The following is a 21938-nucleotide window of genomic DNA, read 5'->3' as shown; positions in this document are numbered from 1 at the left end:
GATAGCGTGGCGTCATGGCACAGGCAGTGACGTACTCCGAGTTCGGCGGACCCGAGGTCCTCGCCCTCCACGACATCGACGTTCCCGAGCCGGGACCCGGCGAGGTGCGCCTCCGCGTCACCGCGGTGGGCGTGAACCCGATCGACCACAAGCTGCGGGCGGGCCTGCGTCCGTCGGCGACCATCACGACGCCGCGACGCATCGGCAACGACGGCGCGGGCGTCGTGACAGAGGTCGGAGCCGATGTCGAGGGATTCCGCGTCGGCGATGAGGTCGCGATCTTCGGTGCGCGCGGCGTGTACGCCACCGACATCATCGCGACCCCCGACATGCTCGTTCCGCTGCCGGCCGGCGTCTCGCCGGCCGTCGGCGCAGCGCTGGGGATCCCGGTCGCGACGGCGTATCAGGCGCTGCGGTCGCTCGATGTCGGCCCCTCCGACACCCTCCTCGTCCACGGTGGTTCGGGATCGGTGGGTCAGGCCGCGATCCAGTTCGCACGCCTGCGCGGTGCTGCGGTCGTGGCCACCGCGAGCGAGGCGCGCGCGGACCGGGTGCGCGACCTCGGCGGCACGCCCGTCGCTTACGGGGAGGGTCTCGCCGACCGCGTCCGCGCCGTCGCGCCCCAGGGGGTCACCGTCGCCCTCGACTGCGCCGGCACCGATGAAGCGCTTTCGTCGTCGATCGAGCTCGTCGCCGATCGATCACGCATCGCGACGATCGTGCGGGGCGCGGATGCCGCGGGCCTCGGCATCCGCGCGTTCTCGGGCGGCAGCCCCGAGCCGCTCACCGCGCAGCAGCTCGCGTGGCGCGCCGAGGCGATCCCGGTCGTCGCGGCACTGCTCGCGGCGGGCGCCTTCCGCGTCGAGCTCGGACCCGAGCTCCCGCTCGCGGACGCGGCCGAGGCCCACCGGCTCGTGGCCGCGCACACTCCCGGCAAGATCGTCCTGATCCCCTGACGGCGCCTCTTCCCGGAACGCCGCAGCGCCCCGGTCGGCGAGACCCGCAGGTCTCGCGGCCGGGGCGCCGCTGGTGGTGTCGGGTCAGTTGCCCGAACGCCGCTTGTTGTAGACGTCGAAGGCGACGGCCAGCAGCAGCACGAGGCCCTTCACGGCCTGCTGCCATTCGATGCCGATACCCATGATCGACATGCCGTTGTTCAGCACACCGATGATGAGACCACCGATGATGGCGCCACCGATCGTGCCGACGCCGCCCTGCACCGCAGCGCCGCCGATGAACGCGGCCGAGATCGCCTCGAGCTCGAAGCCGTCACCGGCCTTGGGTCCGGCGAGGTTCAGACGTGCGGTGAAGATCAGGCCCGCGAGAGCCGCGAGCACGCCCATGTTGACGAACAGCCAGAAGTCGACGCGACGCGTCTTGATGCCCGACAGTTCGGCGGCGTGACGGTTGCCGCCGATCGCGTAGATGTGCCGGCCGAACACGGTGCGGTTCATCACGATGCCGTAGACGAGCACGAGGACGGCGAGCACGATGAGGGTGACCGGGATGCCCTTGTACGAGGCCAGCGCCCAGGTGAACCATCCGATGACGAGCGAGATGAGCACGAGCTTCGCCACGAACCACACGAGCGGCTCCACCTGCTGGTCGTACTTCTGACGGCCGCTACGGGTGCGCCACTGCTGCACGACGAGCGCGACGATGCCCACCGCGCCGATGAGGAGCGTGAACAGATCCGGTTCGGACTCGCCGAACAACCCCGCGAGGAACCCGTTGCCGAGGGCTCGGTACTCCGTCGGGAACGAGCCGATGTTGGCGTTGCCGAGCACCACGAGCGCGAGCCCTCGGAAGATCAGCATGCCCGCGAGCGTCACGATGAACGCCGGTATGCCGACGAAGGCGACCCAGAAGCCCTGCCAGGCGCCGACCAGCGCGCCGATGAGGAGCGACAGGACGATGGCGAGCCACCACGGCATCCCCATCTTGACGGCGAACACGCCCGAGACGGCGCCGATGAAGGCGGCGACCGATCCGACCGACAGGTCGATGTGGCCGGCGATGATGATCATCACCATGCCGATCGCCAGGACGAGGATGTAGCCGTTCTGCACCACGAGGTTCGACAGGTTCTGCGGGCGCAGCAGGATGCCGTTGGTGAGGATGGCGAAGAGGGCGACCACCGCGATCAGCGCGATGAAGATGCCGTTCTTGCCGAGGTCGGCCAGGATGTGGCCGAGCCACCGCGTGAAGCGGTTCTCTGTGGGGTTGATGGCCCCGCCGGCGGCGGTTTCGGGGCCGGTAGCGTTCTGAGACATTCGTGGATCTCCTGCGCCCCCGTCAGCGGGGCTTCTCCATGGTCATGAGTTTGAGGACCGACTCGGGTGTGGCGTCGGCGATGGGCATCTCGCCCGTGATGCGACCCTCCGAGAGGGCGTACACCCGGTCCGAGATGCCGAGCAGCTCCGGCAGCTCGGACGAGATCACGATGATCCCCTTCCCCGCTGCCGCGAGCTTGTTGATGATCGTGTAGATCTCGTACTTCGCACCGACGTCGATGCCGCGGGTCGGCTCGTCGAGGATCAGCACCTCCGGGTCGGAGTAGATCCACTTCGACAGCACGACCTTCTGCTGGTTGCCGCCCGAGAGCTTCCCGGTCTTGGCCAGCACCGTGGGCGCCTTGATGTTCATGCTCTTGCGGTACTGGTTCGCGACCGAGAACTCCTCGTTGTCGTCCACCAGGCCGGCCTTCTCGAGCTTCTTCAACGAGGCCATCGAGATGTTCCGCTTGATGTCCTCGATGAGGTTCAGCCCGTAGGTCTTGCGGTCCTCGGTCGCGTAGGCGAGCCCGTTGGCGATGGCCTCCGACACCGTCCGCGTGCGGATCTCCTTGCCGCGCATGAAGACCTTGCCCGAGATCCGCGTGCCGTAGCTGTGGCCGAACAGGCTCATCGCGAACTCGGTGCGACCGGCGCCCATGAGGCCGGCGATGCCGACGATCTCGCCCGCACGGACCGTGATCGACACGTCGTCGACGACGACGCGGGTCGGGTCCTGCGGGTGGTGGGCGGTCCAGTTCTCGACACGCAGCAGCTCTTCGCCGATCTGCGGCTCGTGGTCCGGGTACCGATGCTCGAGGTCGCGCCCCACCATGTCCTTGATGATGCGGTCCTCGGTGACGTCGTTCTTCGAGATCGTCTCGATCGTCTTGCCGTCGCGGATGACCGTGACGCTGTCGGCGACCTTCTTGATCTCGTTCAGCTTGTGGCTGATGATGATCGACGTGATGCCCTGCTCGCGCAGGCTGAGGATCAGGTCGAGCAGGTGGTCGGAGTCCTCGTCGTTCAGGGCCGCGGTCGGCTCGTCGAGGATGAGGAGCTTGACCTCCTTCGACAGCGCCTTGGCGATCTCGACGAGCTGCTGCTTGCCGACACCGATCTGGTTGACCTTCGTGGTCGGGTTCTCCTTGAGCCCGACGCGGCGCAGCAGCTCGGCCGCCGCGAAGTTGGTCTTGTTCCAGTCGATGAGGCCGCCGGCACCCCGGCGCTCGTTGTTGAGGAAGATGTTCTCGGCGATCGACAGGTAGGGGCTGAGGGCCAGCTCCTGGTGGATGATGACGATGCCGCGCGCCTCGCTGTCGCGCAGGTTCTTGAACTCGACGGTGTCGCCCGCGTAGACGATCTCGCCGTCGTAGGTGCCGTGCGGGTACACACCCGACAGCACCTTCATGAGGGTCGACTTCCCGGCGCCGTTCTCGCCGCAGATCGCGTGGATCTCGCCGCGCTGGACGGCGAGGTTCACATTCGAGAGCGCTTTGACGCCGGGGAATGTCTTGGTGATTCCGCGCATCTCGAGGATGGTTTCGCTCACGTCTCCGACTTCCTTGTGGGGTGGATGGTGGGTCGGTGCGGCGGCGGGGGCTGCTGCCCCCGCCGCCGCCGATCAGGGTCGACGGATGCCGCGGCTCAGAGGCCGAGCTCCTCCGCCGTCCAGTAGCCGGTGTCGACCAGGGCCGACTGCACGTTGTCCTTGACGACGGGCACGGGCGAGAGCAGGTACGACGGGACGACCTTCACGTCGTTGTCGTACGTCTCGGTGTCGTTGATCTCGGGCTCTTCGTCGTTGAGCGCGGCAACGGCCATGTCGGCCGCGACCTTGGCGAGCTCACGCGTGTCCTTGAAGATCGTCGCGTACTGCTCGTCCGCGAGGATCGCCTTGACCGAGTCGACCTCGGCGTCCTGGCCCGAGATGATCGGCCACTCCTCGCCGACGGCGTAGCCGGCGCCCTCGAGCGCCGAGATGATGCCGCGCGAGATGCCGTCGTAGGGCGACAGGACGGCGTCGACCTGCGTGCCGTCGGAGTAGTTCGCCGTGAGGATGTCCTCCATGCGGCTCTGGGCGGTCTCGCCGTCCCAGCGCAGCGTGGCGGCCTGCTCGATGTCGGTCTGGCCCGACTTCACGACGAGGGTGCCGTCGTCGATGAAGGGCTTGAGGACGTCCATCGCGCCGTCGAAGAAGAAGAACGCGTTGTTGTCGTCGAGCGAACCCGCGAAGAGCTCGATGTTGAACGGTCCGGCCGGCGCGCCCTCGGTGGGGTTGCCCTCGAGGTCGGTGAGGCCGAGGCCGTTCAGGAGCGTCCAGGCCTGCTGCTGGCCGACGAGGAAGTTGTCGAAGGTCGCGTAGTAGTCGACGTTCTCGGTGCCGACGATCAGACGGTCGTAGGCGATGACGGGGATGTCGGCGTCAGCGGCGTTCTGCAGCGCCTCGGTGAGGGTCGTGCCGTCGATCGAAGCCACGATGAGCGCTTCGGCGCCCTTGGTGATCATGTTCTCGATCTGGTTGACCTGCGTGGGGATGTCGTCCTCGGCGTACTGCAGGTCGACGGTGTAGCCCTGGTCCTCCAGCGCCTTCTTGACGGCGTCGCCGTCCTGGATCCAGCGCTCCGAGCTCTTGGTCGGCATCGCGACGCCGATGAGGGCGCCGCCGCCCTCACCCTCTCCGGAGCCTCCGCCGGAGTTTCCGGCGCAGCCGGAGAGCGTGATCGCGCCGACGGCGAGCGTCGCCGCGGCGAACAGGAACTTCTTGCTGTTCACTGTGTGTCCTTTCCAGTGACTTCACTGTCTTGGTGGGAAATGGTGACCGCGCCCCGGTGCGGGGCTACCGGCGGTCGTCGGTGGTCTGTCCGTAAACGTTCTGGTACCGGTCGTACAACCTGTCGATCGATTCCTGCGGGATCGGGATCAACTCCCCCGCCTGCCGGGCGATGTGCACCGTACGGGCGACGTCCTCGACCATCACCGCGGCCTTGACCGCATCCTTCGCACTCGACCCGATCGTGAACGGCCCATGATTCTGCATCAGCACCGCCCGCGACCGATGACCCCGCAACGTCTCCACGATGCCCCGACCGATCGAGTCATCCCCGATGATCGCGAACGGGCCCACCGGAATCGGACCCCCGAACTCATCGGCCATCGCCGTGATCACACACGGGATCTCCTCACCCCGCGCCGCCCACGCCACCGCATACGTCGAATGCGTGTGCACCACACCACCCACCTCGGGCATGTTCCGATACACATACGCATGAGCCGCCGTGTCACTCGAGGGAGCCCGATCACTACCCGGCGTCCCCGGCACCACATTGCCGTCCAGATCACACACGATCATGTTCTCCGGAGCCAGATCGTCATACGACACCCCCGACGGCTTGATCACGAAAAGATCAGCCCCCGGAACCCGACCCGACACGTTACCCCCGGTCCACACGACCAGCCCGTACCGCACCAGCTCCGCATGCAACGACGCCACCTCAGCCCGAACCCGCGCCACCGCGACCTCGGCCTTGACGCCGTCGACATACTCGCTGCTGATCGCTGCGTTGCGTGCCACTCGAGTGCTCCTTCGCCCGCCTCCGTCGGCGGGCCTCGATCGTGTGCGGTCGATGTGACCGTTCACATTGCGACACTATAGCCACCGCACGAACGGCACTGTCAACTCCCGGCGTGTCTCGGATCGATAACGGCGACTCAGCGCCGCGGACCGGCCGACGAGCGCACGACGAGCTCGGGCAGGAGCACCGGCTGCTCGACCTCGCCCTCGCCCTGCCCGAGCAGCAGATCGACGCATCGCCGACCGAGTTCCGCGAAGTCCTGACGCACCGTCGTCAGCGGCGGCCAGAAGTGCGCCGCCTCGGGGATGTCGTCGAACCCGACGATGCTGATGTCGCGCGGACAGTCCAGTCCTTCGTCGCGGATCGCGTGCAGGAGGCCGAGCGCCATCTGATCGTTCGACGAGAAGATCGCGGTGAAGTCGCGCACGCGCAGCAGCTCGCGCCCGGCGTAATAGCCGAACTCGGCCGTCCAATCCCCCAGCACCGGCGCTGTCGTGGGGATGTCGGAGTCGCTCATCTCCTCGAGGAATCCGCGCATCCGCGCCTCGGCCTCGATCCAGTCCTGGGGGCCGGCGATGTGGTAGATCGACCGATGCCCGAGCTCGATGAGGTGGCGCGTGGCGAGGCGGGCCCCGGCGATCTGGTCCACCGACAGCGCGTGACCTGGATCGACCTCGGTGGACTGCAGCGTGACGTACGGGATGCCGATCGACTGCGCCGCGATGGCTCTGATGACGCGCACCTGCGGTGCGATCACGACCAGTCCCTCTACAGCCTGCGCGACCAAGTGTGCCAGGCCCGCCTGGATCGAGTTCGGGTCCGCGGCATCCACGTTCGCCGTCGTCACCCAGAATCCGCGGGCGCGCGCCGCCGCCTCGATCGCGGCGATGGACGAGGCCGGGCCGTACTGGGTGGCCGACGAGGTCAGCACACCGATGGTGTGGGATCGGCTCGTGACCAGAGCCCGCGCGGCCCGGTTCGGGCTGTAATCGAGCTCGGCCATGACGGCGAGCACGCGTTCCTTGGTCTCGGCCCGGATACTCGGGTGGTTGTTCAGCACGCGCGAGACGGTCTGATGCGAAACTCCCGCCAGCCGCGCGACATCGCGGATGCTCGGGCGACGGCCCGTGGCGTCCTCGCTCATGGTTCCTCCGGGCCGATGCGCACGTTCACATCGACTCCAGCCATTATGCACCGGGGTCTCCTGAGCGCAGCGCGAAAAGCGATGTGACAGTCACACACGTCAGCCCACGAGCGATGTGACGAGAGTGTCGGCGTCACACGACGTCGACGACCCTAAGCTGTCGACATGTCCGACCTCGGCCGGTTCCTTCCGCTCAGCCAGCGCTCCCCCGGCGGCGATGCTGGCGTCTCGTCCGATCGCCGCGAGCAGACGAGCGCGGTCGTCCTTCTCGCCGCTGCGCTCCTCGAACACGCGACGCCGGGCGACGCACGTGCCTTCGCGCGCGAGGCGGGGCTCGAAGGCGATCTCGACCAGGTGCCCGGCGGAGATCTGACGGGACTGGCCGCGGCGATCGCGTCGGGACGGCGGCGCACCATCCGCGACCTCACCGCGGCCGCCCGCGCCTATCTCGCCCGTGCGGGGACGGGTGGAACGCCGCTGCCCGCGGAGGTCTCGGGGGCGGTGGCGCTGCACGCATCGGCATCCGCCCCGTTCGCGCGCCGCGCCGCGATCGCGGGGCACACCGTCCGCGCGTCGGATGCCGGGTGGTCCTTCGGCCGCGGGCCGGAGATCACCGCGACCGCCGACGCCATCGTCGCGTTCCTGACCGGCTTGTCCGACACTCCACCGCGCCGCCGGCCCGACCACTGAGCGCTCGCGCGCCGCGAACCCGCTCCCCGCTGCGAGCCGCTGCGTGGCTAGGCTCGCGGTATGACTGATCAGACGAGCTCCGAGCACACCCCCGCTGGCCTGCGCTGGGGCATCCTGGCGACGGGCGGGATCGCCCACGCGTTCACGCGCGACCTGCTCACGGCGGGCCGCCGCGTCGTCGCCGTCGGCTCCCGCACCGAGGAGTCGGCGTCGCGCTTCGCCGCGGAGTACGGCATCCCGCATGCCCACGGCTCGTACGAGCAGCTCGCCGCCGACCCCGAGGTCGACATCATCTACGTCGCGACCCCGCACCCCGCGCACCGCGACGCGGCGGCTCTGGCGATCCAGCACGGCAAGCACGTGCTGGTCGAGAAGCCGTTCACGCTGACGCGGGACGAGGCGGTCGTCCTGCGCGATCTCGCGGCCGACGCCGGCGTGCTGGTCATGGAGGCGATGTGGACGCGCTACCTGCCCCACATGGTGCGCCTGCGTGAGATCGTGGCGGCGGGCACCATCGGCGACGTCCGAGCCCTCTTCGCCGACCACACGCAGAGCATCTCGGACGACCCGACCCATCGGCTCAACGATCTGGCGCTCGGCGGCGGGGCGCTGCTCGACCTCGGCATCTACCCGGTGTCGTTCGCCTGCGACGTACTGGGGATCCCGACGCAGGTGCGCGCGCTGGGCCGGCTGCAGGAGACCGGCGCCGACGCGGAGGTCGCCACGGTCATGACGCATCCGTCCGGCGCTGTATCGACGACGGTGTCGTCGTCCCGAGCTGCCGGCCCCAACACCGCCCACATCGTGGGGACAGCCGGCCGCATCGACATCTCCGGGGTCTGGTACAGCGCGACGGACTTCCGCGTCACCGGCGCCGACGGCACCGTCATCGAGGAGTACCGCACCGAGATCGAGGGCCGTGGCATGCAGTTCCAGGCGCTCGAGGCGGAAGCGCTCGTCGCTGCGGGGCGGATCGACGGCGACATCCTGCCGATCGCCGAGACGGTCGCGATCATGGGCGTGCTCGACGACATCCGCGCGCAGATCGGCGTGCGGTACCCGCAAGAGGGATGAGCGCAGAAGAGGGGCGGTGCGCAATGCACCGCCCCTCTTCTGCGCCCGGCTGGTCGCCGGTCGAGGCTCTCGGCCGCTCAGGCGGCGAACGGGACCACGCCCAGCAGGACGCCCACGGCGAGCATCACCAGAGACACGACGGTGGCGCGCCACAGCACCTTCTTGTGATGGTCGCCCAGGTTCACGTTCGCGAGCGACACCAGCAGCAGGATGGCCGGCACGAGCGGGCTCTGGAGGTGCACCGGCTGGCCGGTGATCGAGGCACGCGCCATCTCGACCGGTTCGATGCCGTAGGTCGCCGCGCTCTCGGCGAGGATCGGCAGGATGCCGAAGTAGAACGCGTCGTTGGACATGAAGAACGTGAACGGGATCGACAGCACCCCGGTGATGACGGCGAGGTGCGGTCCGAGCTGCGCGGGGATCACCTCGGTGACCCACGACGCCATCGCCGCCACCATCCCGGTGCCGTTCAGGACACCGACGAGAACGCCGGCGGCGAGCACCATCGACACGACGCCGACGATCGAGGGAGCGTGCGCGACGATCTCATCCGCCTGCTGCTTGAGCTTCGGGAAGTTGATGAGCAGCGCCAGCGCCGCTCCCACCATGAAGACGTAGGCGAGGGGGAAGAGGTCGAGGACGAGCAGCACCATCACCGCGAGCGTGAGCACGAGGTTCACCCACACCAGGCGCGGACGCAGGGTCGCCCGGTTGGGGTCGAGCATCGTGTCGGCCATGGCCGTGTCGCGCTCTTCGACCCACTGCGCCGCGGGAACGGGCGTGCGCCCGCGGACGGTCACGACATTGCCGGTCCGCAGCGTCGCGAGGGCGCCGGGGCGCGGGTCGGCGCCGCGGAACAGCTTCGGACCGCCGAACACGCCGTCGCCGCTGCCGAGCTTCGAGGTGTCGACGTTGCCCGCGAGGCGGCGGCGCTCCGACAGACCGAGGAACCAGGCGAAGGTCAGCGACACCACGATGCCCGCCGCCAGAGAGGGCAGCATCGGCACGAACACGTCGGTGGGCTGCAGGCCCAGCGCCGACGCGGCCCGCACCGTCGGCCCGCCCCAGGGCACGATGTTCATCGTCCCGTTCATCAGTCCCGCGACACACGTCAGCACGACCGGGCTCATACCCAGGCGCAGGTAGATCGGCAGCATCGCCGAGGTGGTGATGATGAACGTCGTCGAGCCGTCGCCGTCGAGCGAGACGACCCCCGCGAGCACGGCTGTGCCGAGCACGACCTTCGCAGGGTCGTCGCGCAGCAGCCGGGTGATGACCCGGATCAGCGGGTCGAACAGCCCGACGTCGATCATGATGCCGAAGTACATGATGGCGAACATGAGCAACGCCGCGGTGGGCGCCATGCTGCCGATGGCGTCGATGATCATGTCGCCGAGTCCGAGCCCGGCTCCCGCGAAGAGCCCGAAGACGGTCGGCACGAGGATGAGGGCGACCATCGGGGTGAGCCGTCGGGTCATGATCAGCGCCATGAAGGTCAGCACCATGGTGAACCCGAGGGCGACCAGCACTCCCTCGGGCGGCAGGAAAGCGAGCTGATAGCTCTCCTCCGCCGCGGCTGCGGCGGGGAGGAGCGAGGCGGTGGGGGTCATGTCGACTCCTTCGTCGGCGGGGCACCGGACCAGTGGTGCGGTCGGATGAGACTAGGTCCGGCGCGGACCGTGGCGCGCGCTTGGGCGCATTCCCGCGACTTGAGCGCGTAGCGTGTGTTCTGCGCATTCTGCGCGTAACGGACGGAGGACGGATGCGGTTCACCACGCGCCTCTTTCTCGTCCAGCTCGCGGTCGTCGTGGCGGTGCTCGTCGTGTGCACGGCCGCGTTCGCGGTCATCGCCGTCGGGCAGGTGCGTGCCGCGGCGGAGCAGAACGCGCTGAACATCGCCCGATCGGTCGCCGCGAGCCCCGACGTCCGCTCGAGCGTCGCCGCCTGGTCCGCCGACCCGGGAACCCCGGATGCCGCAGCTCTCGCCGACGGCGCCCTCCAGCGCACCGCGCTCGCGGTCGCCGAGCGCACCGACGCGCTCTTCGTCGTGATCACTGACGACCACGGCATCCGACTCGCACATCCCCGGCCCGAGCGGCTCGGCCAGACCGTCTCGACGCCCTTCGCCCGCGTGCTCGCGGGTGAGGAGGTCGTCGATTGGGAGGTCGGCACGCTCGGCCGGTCCGCACGCGCGAAGGTGCCGGTCCTGCCGCCCGAGGGCGGGCCGGCGGTGGGAGAGGTCAGCGTCGGCTTCGAGGAGGGCAGCGTGCTCGATGACCTCCCGGCCCTCCTCGTCGCGATCGGGGTGGCCGCGTTCGTCGCCCTCGCCCTCGGCATCGGCGCCGGGACCGTGCTGCGCCGACGCTGGGAGAAGGCGACGCTCGGCCTTCAGCCTGAAGAGCTGACCGCCCTCGTGCAGCAGCAGAGCGCCGTGCTCGACGGCGTCGGCGACGGCGTGCTCGCGCTCGACGAGAACGGCGTCGTCCGCGTCTGCTCCGACACCGCCGCCCGGCTTCTCGGACTGTCCGAGCCGGTCGGCCGCCCCCTCGGGGAGCTCGGTCTGCCCGCGGATGTGCACGCGGCGATCACGGCGGGGCTGCCGGTGCTGCGCGCGGCGGTCGGCGACCGCATCGTCGCCGTCGACGTCCATCCGGTCCGCCGCGGCGGTCGTGCGCTCGGCGACGTCGTCGTCGTGCGCGACCGGACCGATGTCGCCGAGCTCAATGAGCAGCTCGCCTCGGTGCAGACGGTGACCGGGGCGCTGCGCATGCAGCGTCACGAGTTCTCCAACCGGCTCCATGTTGCGGCGGGCCTCATCGACGCCGAGCGCGTGGACGATGCGCGAGCCTTTCTCGACGAGCTGCTGCAGCGGGGCAGCATCCCGAGCACCGTGACCGACATCGAACGCGTCGACGATCCGTTCCTCCAGGCGCTTCTGGTCGCCAAGGGCACCGACGCGGCCGCACGGGGTGTCGCCCTCCGGGTGGGCGCCGAGACCCTTCTGCTGGGCGCCCTCGTCCAGGTGGAGGATGCCGCTGCGGTCCTGACGAACCTGCTCGACAACGCCATTGCGGCGGCCGAGCACGGCGGCGAGCCTCGCTGGGTCGAGACGACCCTGCTCAGCGACGGCGACGCGCTCGTCGTCACCGTCGCCGACTCGGGACCGGGGGTGCCGCCGGGGCGCGACGTCTTCGCTGCTTCCGCCGGCCCGGCCGACGACCGCGTCCGCGGCCGGGGCATCGGGCTGCCGCTGTCGCGCGAACTGGCTCGCCGCCGCGGCGGCTCGGTCTGGATCATCGATCCCGGTGGCAGCGCCACGGGCGCCGTCTTCGCCGCTCGGATCCCCGGTGTCCTGCGTGCTCCCGGCGCGGCCGGCGACCGTATCGATCCCCCGCCCCGACCCGAGGAGACGGACTCATGACCTCCCCCCTGCGCGTCCTCGTCGTCGACGACGACTTCCGCGTCGCCGGTCTGCACCGCGACGCCGTCGATTCCGTGCCCGGATTCCGGGCCCTCGAGCCGGCTCGATCGCTGACGGCCGCGCGTGCCGCGATCGCGGCGGAACGGCCCGACCTCCTGCTCATCGACAACTACCTCCCCGACGGAGAGGGAATCGAGCTCGTGCGTGCCACCGATGTCGACGCTCTCGTGCTGTCGGCGGCGACCGACGCCGCGACGGTCCGGCGCGCGCTGCGCGCGGGAGCGATCGGATACCTCCTCAAGCCGTTCGACGCACGCGCGCTGCGGGACCGACTCGAGCGGTATGCGCGGTACCGCAACGTGCTGGATGCCGCCGAGCTCGAACAGGACGACATCGATCGGGCTCTCGCCATCGTCCACGGAGAGCCCGTGACGACGACGCGATCGGCGACCGAACAGCTGGTGCTCGCGACCCTGGGCGCCGGCGAGGCGTCCGCCGGCGAGGTGGCCGACGCGTGCGGCATCTCACGCGCGACCGCGCAGCGCCACCTCGCTGCCCTCGCCGCCCGCGGCATCGTGGATGTACGGCTGCGTTACGGCTCGACGGGCCGCCCCGAACACCGCTACGCGGCGTCGCGGGGCTGACGCGTCGACCACCACGCCCAGGCCACCAGCACCGGCTGGAAGAACAGACGGACGAAACGACGCCGGTCCGTGTCGAGACCGAACGCGCTGCGCTTCTTGCGCCACTGATCGACGTTGCCCGGGAAGACGGCGACGAAGAACGCGGCCAGCAGAGTTCCGACCCGCTCGCGCTCGCGCGGCAGGGCAAGCAGCGCCGCGCCGAACAACGCCTCGACGGCTCCCGACGCGACGACGACGCCGTCACGGTCGATGGGAAGCGTGTCGACCACGACATCCGGTACCTGCGCCTGGAAATCACGTCGAGCCCAGAAGAGGTGACTCAGTCCGGCGAAGATCATCCCGCCGGCGAGCAGCCAGCGCAGCGCAGTTCTCATCCGACCATTGTGCGCCGCCCGGTGGCGGTCGTCTCCGGCTTGCGCCCGGCCCGCACTAGGCTTACCGGGTGCCCGGCCCGCTCGACCTCTCGCTGCTGCGGCGGTGGCCCGATGTCGAGGCGCCGGGCCTCGTGGCTGCGGACGCCGCCGACCGGCTGATCCTCGACGAGTCGGCGGCCGCACGCGGAGGGATCGGTCCGGGCGAGCTCGTGATCATCGGCGACGCCTACGGCGCCCTCACCCTCGGCGCCTCGAGCGACGGGGCCGTTGATGTCCGCGTGCACCAGGACGCCCTGAGCGGCGAGGCCGCGCTGACAGCCAACGCGCAGCGGTGGCTGCCCGGTGCGCGCTTCACCTCGATGCCGCTGGGCGCCGACCTCGTCGCCGGCGCCCGCGTGGTGCTGATCCGGCTGCCACGCTCGCTCGACGCCCTCGCCGACATCGCCGCGACCGTGGCATCGGCCGCCGCGCCCGACGTCGTCGTGTTCGCCGGGGGCCGCGTCAAGCACATGACGCTCGCGATGAACGACGTGCTGCGTGGCGCGTTCGATCGCCTCGACGTGACTCACGCGCGAGGCAAGTCGCGCGTGCTGACCGCACGGACGCCGCGAGCCGTCGACGCGCCCGTCCCCCGCGCGGGCCGCGAGGACGGGCTCGAGATCCGCGCCTACGGCGGCGCCTTCGCCGGGGCCCGGATCGACATCGGAACCCGGCTGCTGCTGCGGCATCTTCCCGCCGACACCCCGGGTGGCACCTCCGACGACCCGTGGATCGACTTCGCGTGCGGAACCGGCGTGGTCGCGGCCGCCTGGGCCACGCGGCATCCGAACGTCCACGTCTACGCCTCGGACCAGTCCGCTGCCGCCGTCGCGTCGGCGCGGGCCACGATCGCGGCGAACGGCGTCACCGGTCGCGTGGTCGTGGCCCGTGACGACCTGCTCTCCGCGCGGCCCGACGCCAGCGCGTCGCTCGTCGCCCTCAACCCGCCGTTCCACTCCGGGGCGGCCGTCAGCGACCGCGTCGCGCCGCGCCTCTTCGCCGATGCGGCGCGCGTCCTGCGGCCGGGCGGCGAGCTGTGGTGCGTATGGAACTCGGCGCTGCGCTACCGTCCCGTACTCGAGCGCGTCGTCGGGCCGACGCGGCAGATCGCCCGCGACCCGAAGTTCACCGTCACGGTGTCACGACGCCGCTGATCGCGGTCGCGGGGTCAGTGGTAGCGGCCGCTGTAGGCGTTGATCGCGGGCTGGCCGCCCAGGTGGGCGTAGAGGACGTTCGCGTCCGCGGGGATCTCACGGCTCGACACGAGATCGATGAGGCCGGCCATCGACTTGCCCTCGTACACGGGGTCGAGGATCACACCCTCGAGCCGTCCCGTCAGCGCCATCGCCTCGTCCGTCGACGCCACGGGGATGCCGTAGCGCTCCCCCGCCCAGCCCTCGAGAACCTGTACCTCGTCGTCGCGCAGCTCCCGTCCCACGCCGATCATCTCAGCCGTGCGCCGCGCGATCCGCGCCACCTGATCCCGCGTCCTCTCGATGGTCGCCGACGCGTCGATACCGAGCACTCGGCGGGGCCGGTCGCCGAAGTTCTCGGCGAGGTCGGCGAAGCCCGCGATCATCCCGGCGTGCGTCGATCCCGTGACGGTGCACACGACGATCGTGTCGAAGAACACTCCGAGCTGCTCCTCCTGGCTGCGCACCTCGTGCGCCCAGTTCGCGAAGCCGAGACCGCCCAGGGGGTGGTCGCTGGCTCCGGCGGGGATGGCGTAGGGCTTCCCGCCCGCGGCCTCGACGTCCGCGATGGCCTCCTTCCAGGAATCGCGGAATCCGATGTCGAATCCATCCGACGACAGCCGCACGTCCGCGCCCATGAGCCGCGAGAGCAGGATGTTGCCGACACGGTCGTTCACGGCATCCGGCCAGTCGACCCAGTTCTCCTGCACCAGCACGGCCTTCAGACCCAGGTGGGCCGCCACAGCGGCGACCTGACGGGTGTGGTTCGACTGGATGCCGCCGATGGAGACGAGCGTGTCCGCACCCTGCGCGAGGGCTTCCGGCACGAGGTACTCGAGCTTGCGCGTCTTGTTCCCGCCGTAGGCGAGGCCGCTGGCGACATCCTCGCGCTTGGCCCAGATACGCGCGCCGCCGAGGTGGGCCGAGAGGCGGTCGAGCGGATGGATCGGACTGGGCCCGAAGGTCAGCGAGTGGCGCGGGAAGTCGGCGAGTGTCATGGCGGTCGTCCTAGAGGTCGGTGGAGCTCGCGGTGGGGTCGGGGTGCGCCAGCAGGCGCTCGAGGGTGAGCCAGTTCTCCCGGGTCGCAGCTGCGGCGCCGGTCGCGTCGCCCGCCGCAGCGAGCTCGATGATGCGATCATGAGCCGCAACGGAGTCGCGACCGGCGAGGCTCGAGAAGCGCGCGCGTTCGAGGCGCCGCAGCAGCGGCGTGACCTGCTCGAGCAGGCTCGGCAGCAACGGGTTCGCCGACGCGATGACGAGCACCTCGTGGAACGCGTCGTCGGCCGCGAGCGCCTCATCGACGGCCGCGCGGGCCAAGGCCTCGGCGAAGCGCGCGTTCGCCGCACGCATGGCCTCGAGGTTGCCGCTGGTCAGCTGCGGCACGCCGTCGTGAGCCGCCAGCGCATGCAGGGACGCCGCTATGCGCTGCGCCGCGAGGGCGTCGCGCTCATCGAGAGGCGCGACCTCGGTCGCCTTCGCGCGCCGCGTCCGCACCAGCCCGGCGAGCTCCAGCCGCGCGATCGCCTCGCGGATAGGGGTACGGCTCACGCCGAGCCAGTCCTCCAGCTCCTGGTCACGCAAGCGCTGCCCGGGCGCGAGCGCGCCGCTGACGATGGCGTCGCGGATCGCTGTGTAGGCGTGGTCCCGTAGCGAGACGGGACGCTCAATCGGACTCAGCGACATGCAATATATTGCACACTACACCGACCTTCGACGTCAAATCGGAGCCGGCGGGCCCATTGTCTGCTCCCGCAACGCCCGAGGGCACGAAAAAGGGCCACCCAGCACTGGGTGGCCCTCTTACGAAAGAAGTCCGGCGGTGTCCTACTCTCCCACAGGGTCCCCCCTGCAGTACCATCGGCGCTGTGAGGCTTAGCTTCCGGGTTCGGAATGTAACCGGGCGTTTCCCTCACGCTATGGCCGCCGAAACACTATTGATGTTTCAGTCTGCACAACGATTGATCGTTATGCGGTTCTCGACCGTACATCGAGAACCACTCAGTGGACGCAAGCACCAAAAACGGTGTGTTATCAAGTCATCGGCTTATTAGTACCGGTCAGCTTCACGTGTTACCACGCTTCCACATCCGGCCTATCAACCCAGTAGTCTGGCTGGGAGCCTCTCGCCCGAAGGCATGGAAATCTCATCTTGAGGCCGGCTTCCCGCTTAGATGCTTTCAGCGGTTATCCATCCCGAACGTAGCTAACCAGCGGTGCTCCTGGCGGAACAACTGGCACACCAGAGGTTCGTCCAACCCGGTCCTCTCGTACTAGGGTCAGATCCTCTCAAATTTCCTACGCGCGCAGCGGATAGGGACCGAACTGTCTCACGACGTTCTAAACCCAGCTCGCGTACCGCTTTAATGGGCGAACAGCCCAACCCTTGGGACCTACTCCAGCCCCAGGATGCGACGAGCCGACATCGAGGTGCCAAACCATGCCGTCGATATGGACTCTTGGGCAAGATCAGCCTGTTATCCCCGAGGTACCTTTTATCCGTTGAGCGACAGCGCTTCCACAAGCCACTGCCGGATCACTAGTCCCGACTTTCGTCCCTGCTCGACCTGTCAGTCTCACAGTCAAGCTCCCTTGTGCACTTACACTCGCCACCTGATTGCCAACCAGGTTGAGGGAACCTTTGGGCGCCTCCGTTACTTTTTGGGAGGCAACCGCCCCAGTTAAACTACCCACCAGGCACTGTCCCTGAACCGGATTACGGTTCGAAGTTAGATATCCAGAGTGACCAGAGTGGTATTTCAACAATGACTCCACGGTAACTGGCGTCACCGCTTCAAAGTCTCCCACCTATCCTACACAAGCCACACCGAACACCAATACCAAGCTGTAGTAAAGGTCACGGGGTCTTTCCGTCCTGCTGCGCGTAACGAGCATCTTTACTCGTAGTGCAATTTCGCCGAGTTCGCGGTTGAGACAGTTGGGAAGTCGTTACGCCATTCGTGCAGGTCGGAACTTACCCGACAAGGAATTTCGCTACCTTAGGATGGTTATAGTTACCACCGCCGTTTACTGGGGCTTAAATTCTCAGCTTCGCCTTGCGGCTAACCGGTCCTCTTAACCTTCCAGCACCGGGCAGGCGTCAGTCCGTATACATCGTCTTGCGACTTGGCACGGACCTGTGTTTTTAGTAAACAGTCGCTACCCACTAGTCTCTGCGGCCTCCACACCCTTTCGGAGTAAATCCTAATAAGTGGAAGGCCCCCCTTCTCCCGAAGTTACGGGGGCATTTTGCCGAGTTCCTTAACCACGATTCTCTCGATCTCCTTGGTATTCTCTACCTGACCACCTGAGTCGGTTTGGGGTACGGGCAGCTAGAACCTCGCGTCGATGCTTTTCTCGGCAGCATAGGATCACCCACTTTTTATCCGCATCGTGTCTCAGCCTGTATGAGTCACGGATTTGCCTATGACTCGGCCTACGCACTTGCCCCGGGACAACCATCGCCCGGGTTGGGCTACCTTCCTGCGTCACACCTGTTAATACGCTAGCCGCACCAGCATGGGGTCGAGCGTTAGACCGGACCGTCTCACCCCGAAGGGGTCAACTAAGCCCGGGTTAGGACTCTTAGCACCACTGGATTAGCTTGGGCGGTTCTTCGCCGGTACGGGAATATCAACCCGTTGTCCATCGACTACGCCTGTCGGCCTCGCCTTAGGTCCCGACTTACCCAGGGAAGATTAGCTTGACCCTGGAACCCTTGGTCTTTCGGAGGACGTGTTTCTCACACGTCTTTCGCTACTCATGCCTGCATTCTCACTCGTGTAGCCTCCACGGCTGGTTCACACCGCCGCTTCGCTGGCCACACGACGCTCTCCTACCCATCAACACGGCTGGACCACGAAGGCCTACCAATAATGTCAATGCCACAACTTCGGTGGCGTGCTTGAGCCCCGTTACATTGTCGGCGCGGAATCACTTGACCAGTGAGCTATTACGCACTCTTTCAAGGGTGGCTGCTTCTAAGCCAACCTCCTGGTTGTCAGAGCAACTCCACATCCTTTCCCACTTAGCACGCGCTTTGGGACCTTAGTTGGTGGTCTGGGTTGTTTCCCTCTCGACTATGAAGCTTATCCCCCACAGTCTCACTGCTGCGCTCTCACTTACCGGCATTCGGAGTTTGGCTGACGTCAGTAACCTTGTAGGGCCCATCGGCCATCCAGTAGCTCTACCTCCGGCAAGAAACACGCAACGCTGCACCTAAATGCATTTCGGAGAGAACCAGCTATCACGAAGTTTGATTGGCCTTTCACCCCTATCCACAGCTCATCCCCTCAGTTTTCAACCTAAGTGGGTTCGGTCCTCCACGACGTCTTACCGTCGCTTCAACCTGGCCATGGATAGATCACTTCGCTTCGGGTCTAGGACACGCGACTGAATCGCCCTATTCAGACTCGCTTTCGCTACGGCTACCCCACACGGGTTAACCTCGCCACGTATCGCTAACTCGCAGGCTCATTCTTCAAAAGGCACGCTGTCACCCCTACTAAGGAGGCTCCAACGGTTTGTAAGCAAACGGTTTCAGGTACTATTTCACTCCCCTCCCGGGGTACTTTTCACCTTTCCCTCACGGTACTTGTCCGCTATCGGTCATCTGGGAGTATTTAGGCTTATCAGGTGGTCCTGACAGATTCACACGGGATTTCTCGGGCCCCGTGCTACTTGGGATACTCTTCACGCCAAGAGAAGCATTTCGACTACGGGGTTCGCACCCTCTATGACCAGGCATTCAAACCTGTTCGTCTATACCTTCTTGTAACGTCGACCACTCGGCAGAATGATCAGAAAAGTCCCACAACCCCCAACGTGCAACGCCTGCCGGCTATCACACACGCAAGGTTTAGCCTGATCCGGTTTCGCTCGCCACTACTAACGGAATCGCGGTTGCTTTCTCTTCCTGTGGGTACTGAGATGTTTCACTTCCCCACGTTCCCTCTACCCGCCCTATATATTCAGGCGGGAGTCACTAGGTCGGCACGCCGCCCAGCGGGGTTTCCCCATTCGGAAATCCTCGGATCACAGTGTGCTTATCCACTCCCCGAGGCTTATCGCAGATTGCTACGTCCTTCTTCGGCTCCAGATGCCAAGGCATCCACCGTTTGCTCTTAAAGACTTGAAATCACATGAGTTGAATCGTCAAAAAATTGACTAATGATCTTTAAGATCATCTTCACGACACAACACCCAAAGGTGTCGCATCGAAGATGCTCGCGTCCACTGTGTAGTTCTCAAAGTACGGGCGGTACCCTCCCCCCACACTGACCAGCAGCATGAAGAAAAGGCCCAGAGGTTGCGGACTCTCATCCGGTCCCTCAGGACCCAACAGCGTGCAGGTGCGACACCCGAAAACTCCCCCGTTCCCACCGCAAGCGGCGTACTAGAAGAAACCTTCATCCTTCGCACCATGTCAAATGTTCCACCCATGAGCACCCCGCAGAGACATTCGCTCTGATCGGGGGCCTGGACACCGAAGTGCCAGATGCTCCTTAGAAAGGAGGTGATCCAGCCGCACCTTCCGGTACGGCTACCTTGTTACGACTTAGTCCTAATTACCGATCCCACCTTCGACGGCTCCCTCCACAAGGGTTGGGCCACCGGCTTCAGGTGTTACCGACTTTCATGACTTGACGGGCGGTGTGTACAAGACCCGGGAACGTATTCACCGCAGCGTTGCTGATCTGCGATTACTAGCGACTCCGACTTCATGAGGTCGAGTTGCAGACCTCAATCCGAACTGGGACCGGCTTTTTGGGATTCGCTCCACCTCACGGTATTGCAGCCCTTTGTACCGGCCATTGTAGCATGCGTGAAGCCCAAGACATAAGGGGCATGATGATTTGACGTCATCCCCACCTTCCTCCGAGTTGACCCCGGCAGTATCCCATGAGTTCCCACCATTACGTGCTGGCAACATAGAACGAGGGTTGCGCTCGTTGCGGGACTTAACCCAACATCTCACGACACGAGCTGACGACAACCATGCACCACCTGTATAGAGACCTTGCGGGGCGACTGTTTCCAGCCGTTTCCTCTATATGTCAAGCCTTGGTAAGGTTCTTCGCGTTGCATCGAATTAATCCGCATGCTCCGCCGCTTGTGCGGGTCCCCGTCAATTCCTTTGAGTTTTAGCCTTGCGGCCGTACTCCCCAGGCGGGGAACTTAATGCGTTAGCTGCGTCACGGAATCCGTGGAATGGACCCCACAACTAGTTCCCAACGTTTACGGGGTGGACTACCAGGGTATCTAAGCCTGTTTGCTCCCCACCCTTTCGCTCCTCAGCGTCAGTTACGGCCCAGAGATCTGCCTTCGCCATCGGTGTTCCTCCTGATATCTGCGCATTCCACCGCTACACCAGGAATTCCAATCTCCCCTACCGCACTCTAGTCTGCCCGTACCCACTGCAGGCCCGAGGTTGAGCCTCGGGTTTTCACAGCAGACGCGACAGACCGCCTACGAGCTCTTTACGCCCAATAATTCCGGATAACGCTTGCGCCCTACGTATTACCGCGGCTGCTGGCACGTAGTTAGCCGGCGCTTTTTCTGCAGGTACCGTCACTTTCGCTTCTTCCCTGCTAAAAGAGGTTTACAACCCGAAGGCCGTCATCCCTCACGCGGCGTTGCTGCATCAGGCTTCCGCCCATTGTGCAATATTCCCCACTGCTGCCTCCCGTAGGAGTCTGGGCCGTGTCTCAGTCCCAGTGTGGCCGGTCACCCTCTCAGGCCGGCTACCCGTCGACGCCTTGGTGAGCCATTACCTCACCAACAAGCTGATAGGCCGCGAGCTCATCCCTGACCGAAATTCTTTCCAGCTACTGACCATGCGATCGCAGCTCGTATCCGGTATTAGACGCCGTTTCCAGCGCTTATCCCAGAGTCAGGGGCAGATTGCTCACGTGTTACTCACCCGTTCGCCACTGATCCACAGAGCAAGCTCTGCTTCACCGTTCGACTTGCATGTGTTAAGCACGCCGCCAGCGTTCATCCTGAGCCAGGATCAAACTCTCCGTAAAGAAAATTTGCTGCGACCAGCCGGAAAAAGACTGGAGCAGCGAGTTTGATGCTGACCAAAGAGATAAATCATTGCTGACTATCCGTTGCCTCCCCAAAGGGAAGGTCTTTGATCCAAAGGAATCTCACCCCACCGAAGTGGAGTCGAGGTTATTTGGCATTTGACAAGTGCACGCTGTTGAGTTCTCAAGGATCGGACGCTCCCCCAACTGACCTCACAGCCAGCCCAGAGGGCAACTTCACAACCATACCCCACCGGTGACCTGTTCATGACCGGAGCCGGAGACCGACTCGGTTATGTGGTGTGGTGGGGACCCTGTGGCAGGTCTTGGACCTGCGACGCCCGTAAGCGTCTGTTTCGGGTTGTTCTCCGCTTGAGGGAGGCGGGGCCTTCCGGCCCTCTCGCTCTTCCCTGTGGGGCGAACAAGTAATAAGTTACGCGGCTCCGGCCATCGTGGCAAAGTGACGTGACATCCCGGGCGTGTCGC

15 protein-coding genes and 3 rRNA genes are annotated in these 21938 nt (G+C 66.2%); 6 read left to right on the top strand and 12 right to left on the bottom strand.

The genetic code is table 11. The features are described 5' to 3' along the window. The first annotated feature begins 14 nt into the window (after positions 1-14). The gene (locus tag JOF37_RS00090) at positions 15-956 is read left to right on the top strand and encodes a quinone oxidoreductase family protein (protein ID WP_210003947.1); all 942 of its coding nucleotides are present in this window, start codon (positions 15-17) and stop codon (positions 954-956) included. An 84-nt stretch (positions 957-1040) separates the two neighbouring features. Here the strand turns inward: JOF37_RS00090 and mmsB are convergent, their stop codons facing one another. From mmsB to JOF37_RS00065, 5 genes are all read right to left on the bottom strand, one after another. Next, complete coding sequence (mmsB, locus tag JOF37_RS00085; RefSeq protein WP_245338069.1) at positions 1041-2273, bottom strand: multiple monosaccharide ABC transporter permease; 1233 nt, start codon at positions 2271-2273, stop codon at positions 1041-1043. Between the two features lie 22 nt (positions 2274-2295). After that, positions 2296-3825 carry a multiple monosaccharide ABC transporter ATP-binding protein gene (gene mmsA / locus JOF37_RS00080; protein ID WP_210003944.1) on the bottom strand — a complete coding sequence of 510 codons (1530 nt, stop codon included), beginning with the start codon at positions 3823-3825 and terminating at the stop codon, positions 2296-2298. A 95-nt stretch (positions 3826-3920) separates the two neighbouring features. Further along, a complete protein-coding gene (gene chvE / locus JOF37_RS00075) occupies positions 3921-5048 on the bottom strand; it encodes a multiple monosaccharide ABC transporter substrate-binding protein (protein WP_271174894.1) in 1128 nt (375 codons plus the stop codon). Between the two features lie 64 nt (positions 5049-5112). Continuing rightward, positions 5113-5829, bottom strand: a complete 717-nt coding sequence (locus JOF37_RS00070) for an L-ribulose-5-phosphate 4-epimerase (protein ID WP_210007600.1) — start codon at positions 5827-5829, stop codon at positions 5113-5115. Between the two features lie 155 nt (positions 5830-5984). After that, entirely contained in the window at positions 5985-6992 is a 1008-nt protein-coding gene (locus JOF37_RS00065) for a LacI family DNA-binding transcriptional regulator (protein ID WP_210003942.1), read from the bottom strand. A 165-nt stretch (positions 6993-7157) separates the two neighbouring features. On the opposite strand from JOF37_RS00065, the gene JOF37_RS00060 reads away from it, so the two are divergent. Together JOF37_RS00060 and JOF37_RS00055 are read left to right on the top strand one after the other, a co-directional pair. Then, entirely contained in the window at positions 7158-7682 is a 525-nt protein-coding gene (locus JOF37_RS00060; protein ID WP_210003940.1) for a hypothetical protein, read from the top strand. A 60-nt stretch (positions 7683-7742) separates the two neighbouring features. Next, positions 7743-8756, top strand: a complete 1014-nt coding sequence (locus tag JOF37_RS00055) for a Gfo/Idh/MocA family protein (RefSeq protein ID WP_210003938.1) — start codon at positions 7743-7745, stop codon at positions 8754-8756. Between the two features lie 77 nt (positions 8757-8833). On the opposite strand, the gene citH is transcribed toward JOF37_RS00055, so the two are convergent. Beyond that, positions 8834-10366 carry a citrate transporter CitH gene (gene citH, locus JOF37_RS00050; protein ID WP_210003936.1) on the bottom strand — a complete coding sequence of 511 codons (1533 nt, stop codon included), beginning with the start codon at positions 10364-10366 and terminating at the stop codon, positions 8834-8836. A 152-nt stretch (positions 10367-10518) separates the two neighbouring features. Here citH and JOF37_RS00045 point away from each other — a divergent pair, with 152 nt between their 5' ends. Both JOF37_RS00045 and JOF37_RS00040 read left to right on the top strand, forming a co-directional pair. Then, the gene (locus JOF37_RS00045) at positions 10519-12177 is read left to right on the top strand and encodes a sensor histidine kinase (protein WP_210003934.1); all 1659 of its coding nucleotides are present in this window, start codon (positions 10519-10521) and stop codon (positions 12175-12177) included. Next, positions 12174-12821: a response regulator gene (locus JOF37_RS00040; protein ID WP_210003932.1), complete on the top strand. Its 648-nt coding sequence runs from the start codon at positions 12174-12176 to the stop codon at positions 12819-12821. Before JOF37_RS00045 ends, JOF37_RS00040 begins: the two co-directional genes overlap by 4 nt. Here JOF37_RS00040 and JOF37_RS00035 read toward each other — a convergent pair. Next, entirely contained in the window at positions 12800-13195 is a 396-nt protein-coding gene (locus tag JOF37_RS00035) for a DoxX family protein (RefSeq protein ID WP_210003930.1), read from the bottom strand. The two genes, JOF37_RS00040 and JOF37_RS00035, sit on opposite strands and share 22 nt — an antisense overlap. A 68-nt stretch (positions 13196-13263) precedes the next feature. On the opposite strand from JOF37_RS00035, the gene JOF37_RS00030 reads away from it, so the two are divergent. Next, positions 13264-14388: a class I SAM-dependent methyltransferase gene (locus JOF37_RS00030; protein WP_210003928.1), complete on the top strand. Its 1125-nt coding sequence runs from the start codon at positions 13264-13266 to the stop codon at positions 14386-14388. A 14-nt stretch (positions 14389-14402) separates the two neighbouring features. On the opposite strand, the gene JOF37_RS00025 is transcribed toward JOF37_RS00030, so the two are convergent. From JOF37_RS00025 to JOF37_RS00005, 5 genes are all read right to left on the bottom strand, one after another. Then, positions 14403-15425 carry a 1-aminocyclopropane-1-carboxylate deaminase gene (locus tag JOF37_RS00025; protein WP_210003926.1) on the bottom strand — a complete coding sequence of 341 codons (1023 nt, stop codon included), beginning with the start codon at positions 15423-15425 and terminating at the stop codon, positions 14403-14405. Positions 15426-15435: 10 nt separating this feature from the next. Then, positions 15436-16110, bottom strand: coding sequence for a GntR family transcriptional regulator (locus JOF37_RS00020; RefSeq protein ID WP_210003923.1), 675 nt, complete (start codon positions 16108-16110; stop codon positions 15436-15438). A gap of 128 nt (positions 16111-16238) precedes the next feature. Then, a 5S ribosomal RNA gene (gene rrf / locus JOF37_RS00015) occupies positions 16239-16355 on the bottom strand. A gap of 99 nt (positions 16356-16454) precedes the next feature. After that, positions 16455-19561 (bottom strand): 23S ribosomal RNA (locus JOF37_RS00010). A 371-nt stretch (positions 19562-19932) separates the two neighbouring features. Next, a 16S ribosomal RNA gene (locus JOF37_RS00005) occupies positions 19933-21452 on the bottom strand. Together the 16S, 23S and 5S rRNA genes form the textbook arrangement of a ribosomal RNA operon. Positions 21453-21938 lie beyond the last annotated feature (486 nt).

It is taken from the genome of Microbacterium imperiale (assembly GCF_017876655.1).
In the GTDB taxonomy this organism is placed as follows: Bacteria; Actinomycetota; Actinomycetes; order Actinomycetales; family Microbacteriaceae; genus Microbacterium; species Microbacterium imperiale.
This window is presented reverse-complemented; position numbering and strand designations above follow the sequence as displayed.

Excerpts from the sequence above, each read along its gene's own strand:
- JOF37_RS00040 (WP_210003932.1), top strand. The coding sequence starts at position 12,174 with ATGACCTCCCCCCTGCGCGTCCTCGTCGTCGACGACGACTTCCGCGTC.
- JOF37_RS00045 (WP_210003934.1), top strand. The coding sequence starts at position 10,519 with ATGCGGTTCACCACGCGCCTCTTTCTCGTCCAGCTCGCGGTCGTCGTG.
- JOF37_RS00025 (WP_210003926.1), bottom strand. The coding sequence starts at position 15,425 with ATGACACTCGCCGACTTCCCGCGCCACTCGCTGACCTTCGGGCCCAGT.
- citH (WP_210003936.1), bottom strand. The coding sequence starts at position 10,366 with ATGACCCCCACCGCCTCGCTCCTCCCCGCCGCAGCCGCGGCGGAGGAG.
- JOF37_RS00055 (WP_210003938.1), top strand. The coding sequence starts at position 7,743 with ATGACTGATCAGACGAGCTCCGAGCACACCCCCGCTGGCCTGCGCTGG.
- mmsB (WP_245338069.1), bottom strand. The coding sequence starts at position 2,273 with ATGTCTCAGAACGCTACCGGCCCCGAAACCGCCGCCGGCGGGGCCATC.
- JOF37_RS00035 (WP_210003930.1), bottom strand. The coding sequence starts at position 13,195 with ATGAGAACTGCGCTGCGCTGGCTGCTCGCCGGCGGGATGATCTTCGCC.
- JOF37_RS00090 (WP_210003947.1), top strand. The coding sequence starts at position 15 with ATGGCACAGGCAGTGACGTACTCCGAGTTCGGCGGACCCGAGGTCCTC.
- JOF37_RS00020 (WP_210003923.1), bottom strand. The coding sequence starts at position 16,110 with ATGTCGCTGAGTCCGATTGAGCGTCCCGTCTCGCTACGGGACCACGCC.
- JOF37_RS00060 (WP_210003940.1), top strand. The coding sequence starts at position 7,158 with ATGTCCGACCTCGGCCGGTTCCTTCCGCTCAGCCAGCGCTCCCCCGGC.
- JOF37_RS00065 (WP_210003942.1), bottom strand. The coding sequence starts at position 6,992 with ATGAGCGAGGACGCCACGGGCCGTCGCCCGAGCATCCGCGATGTCGCG.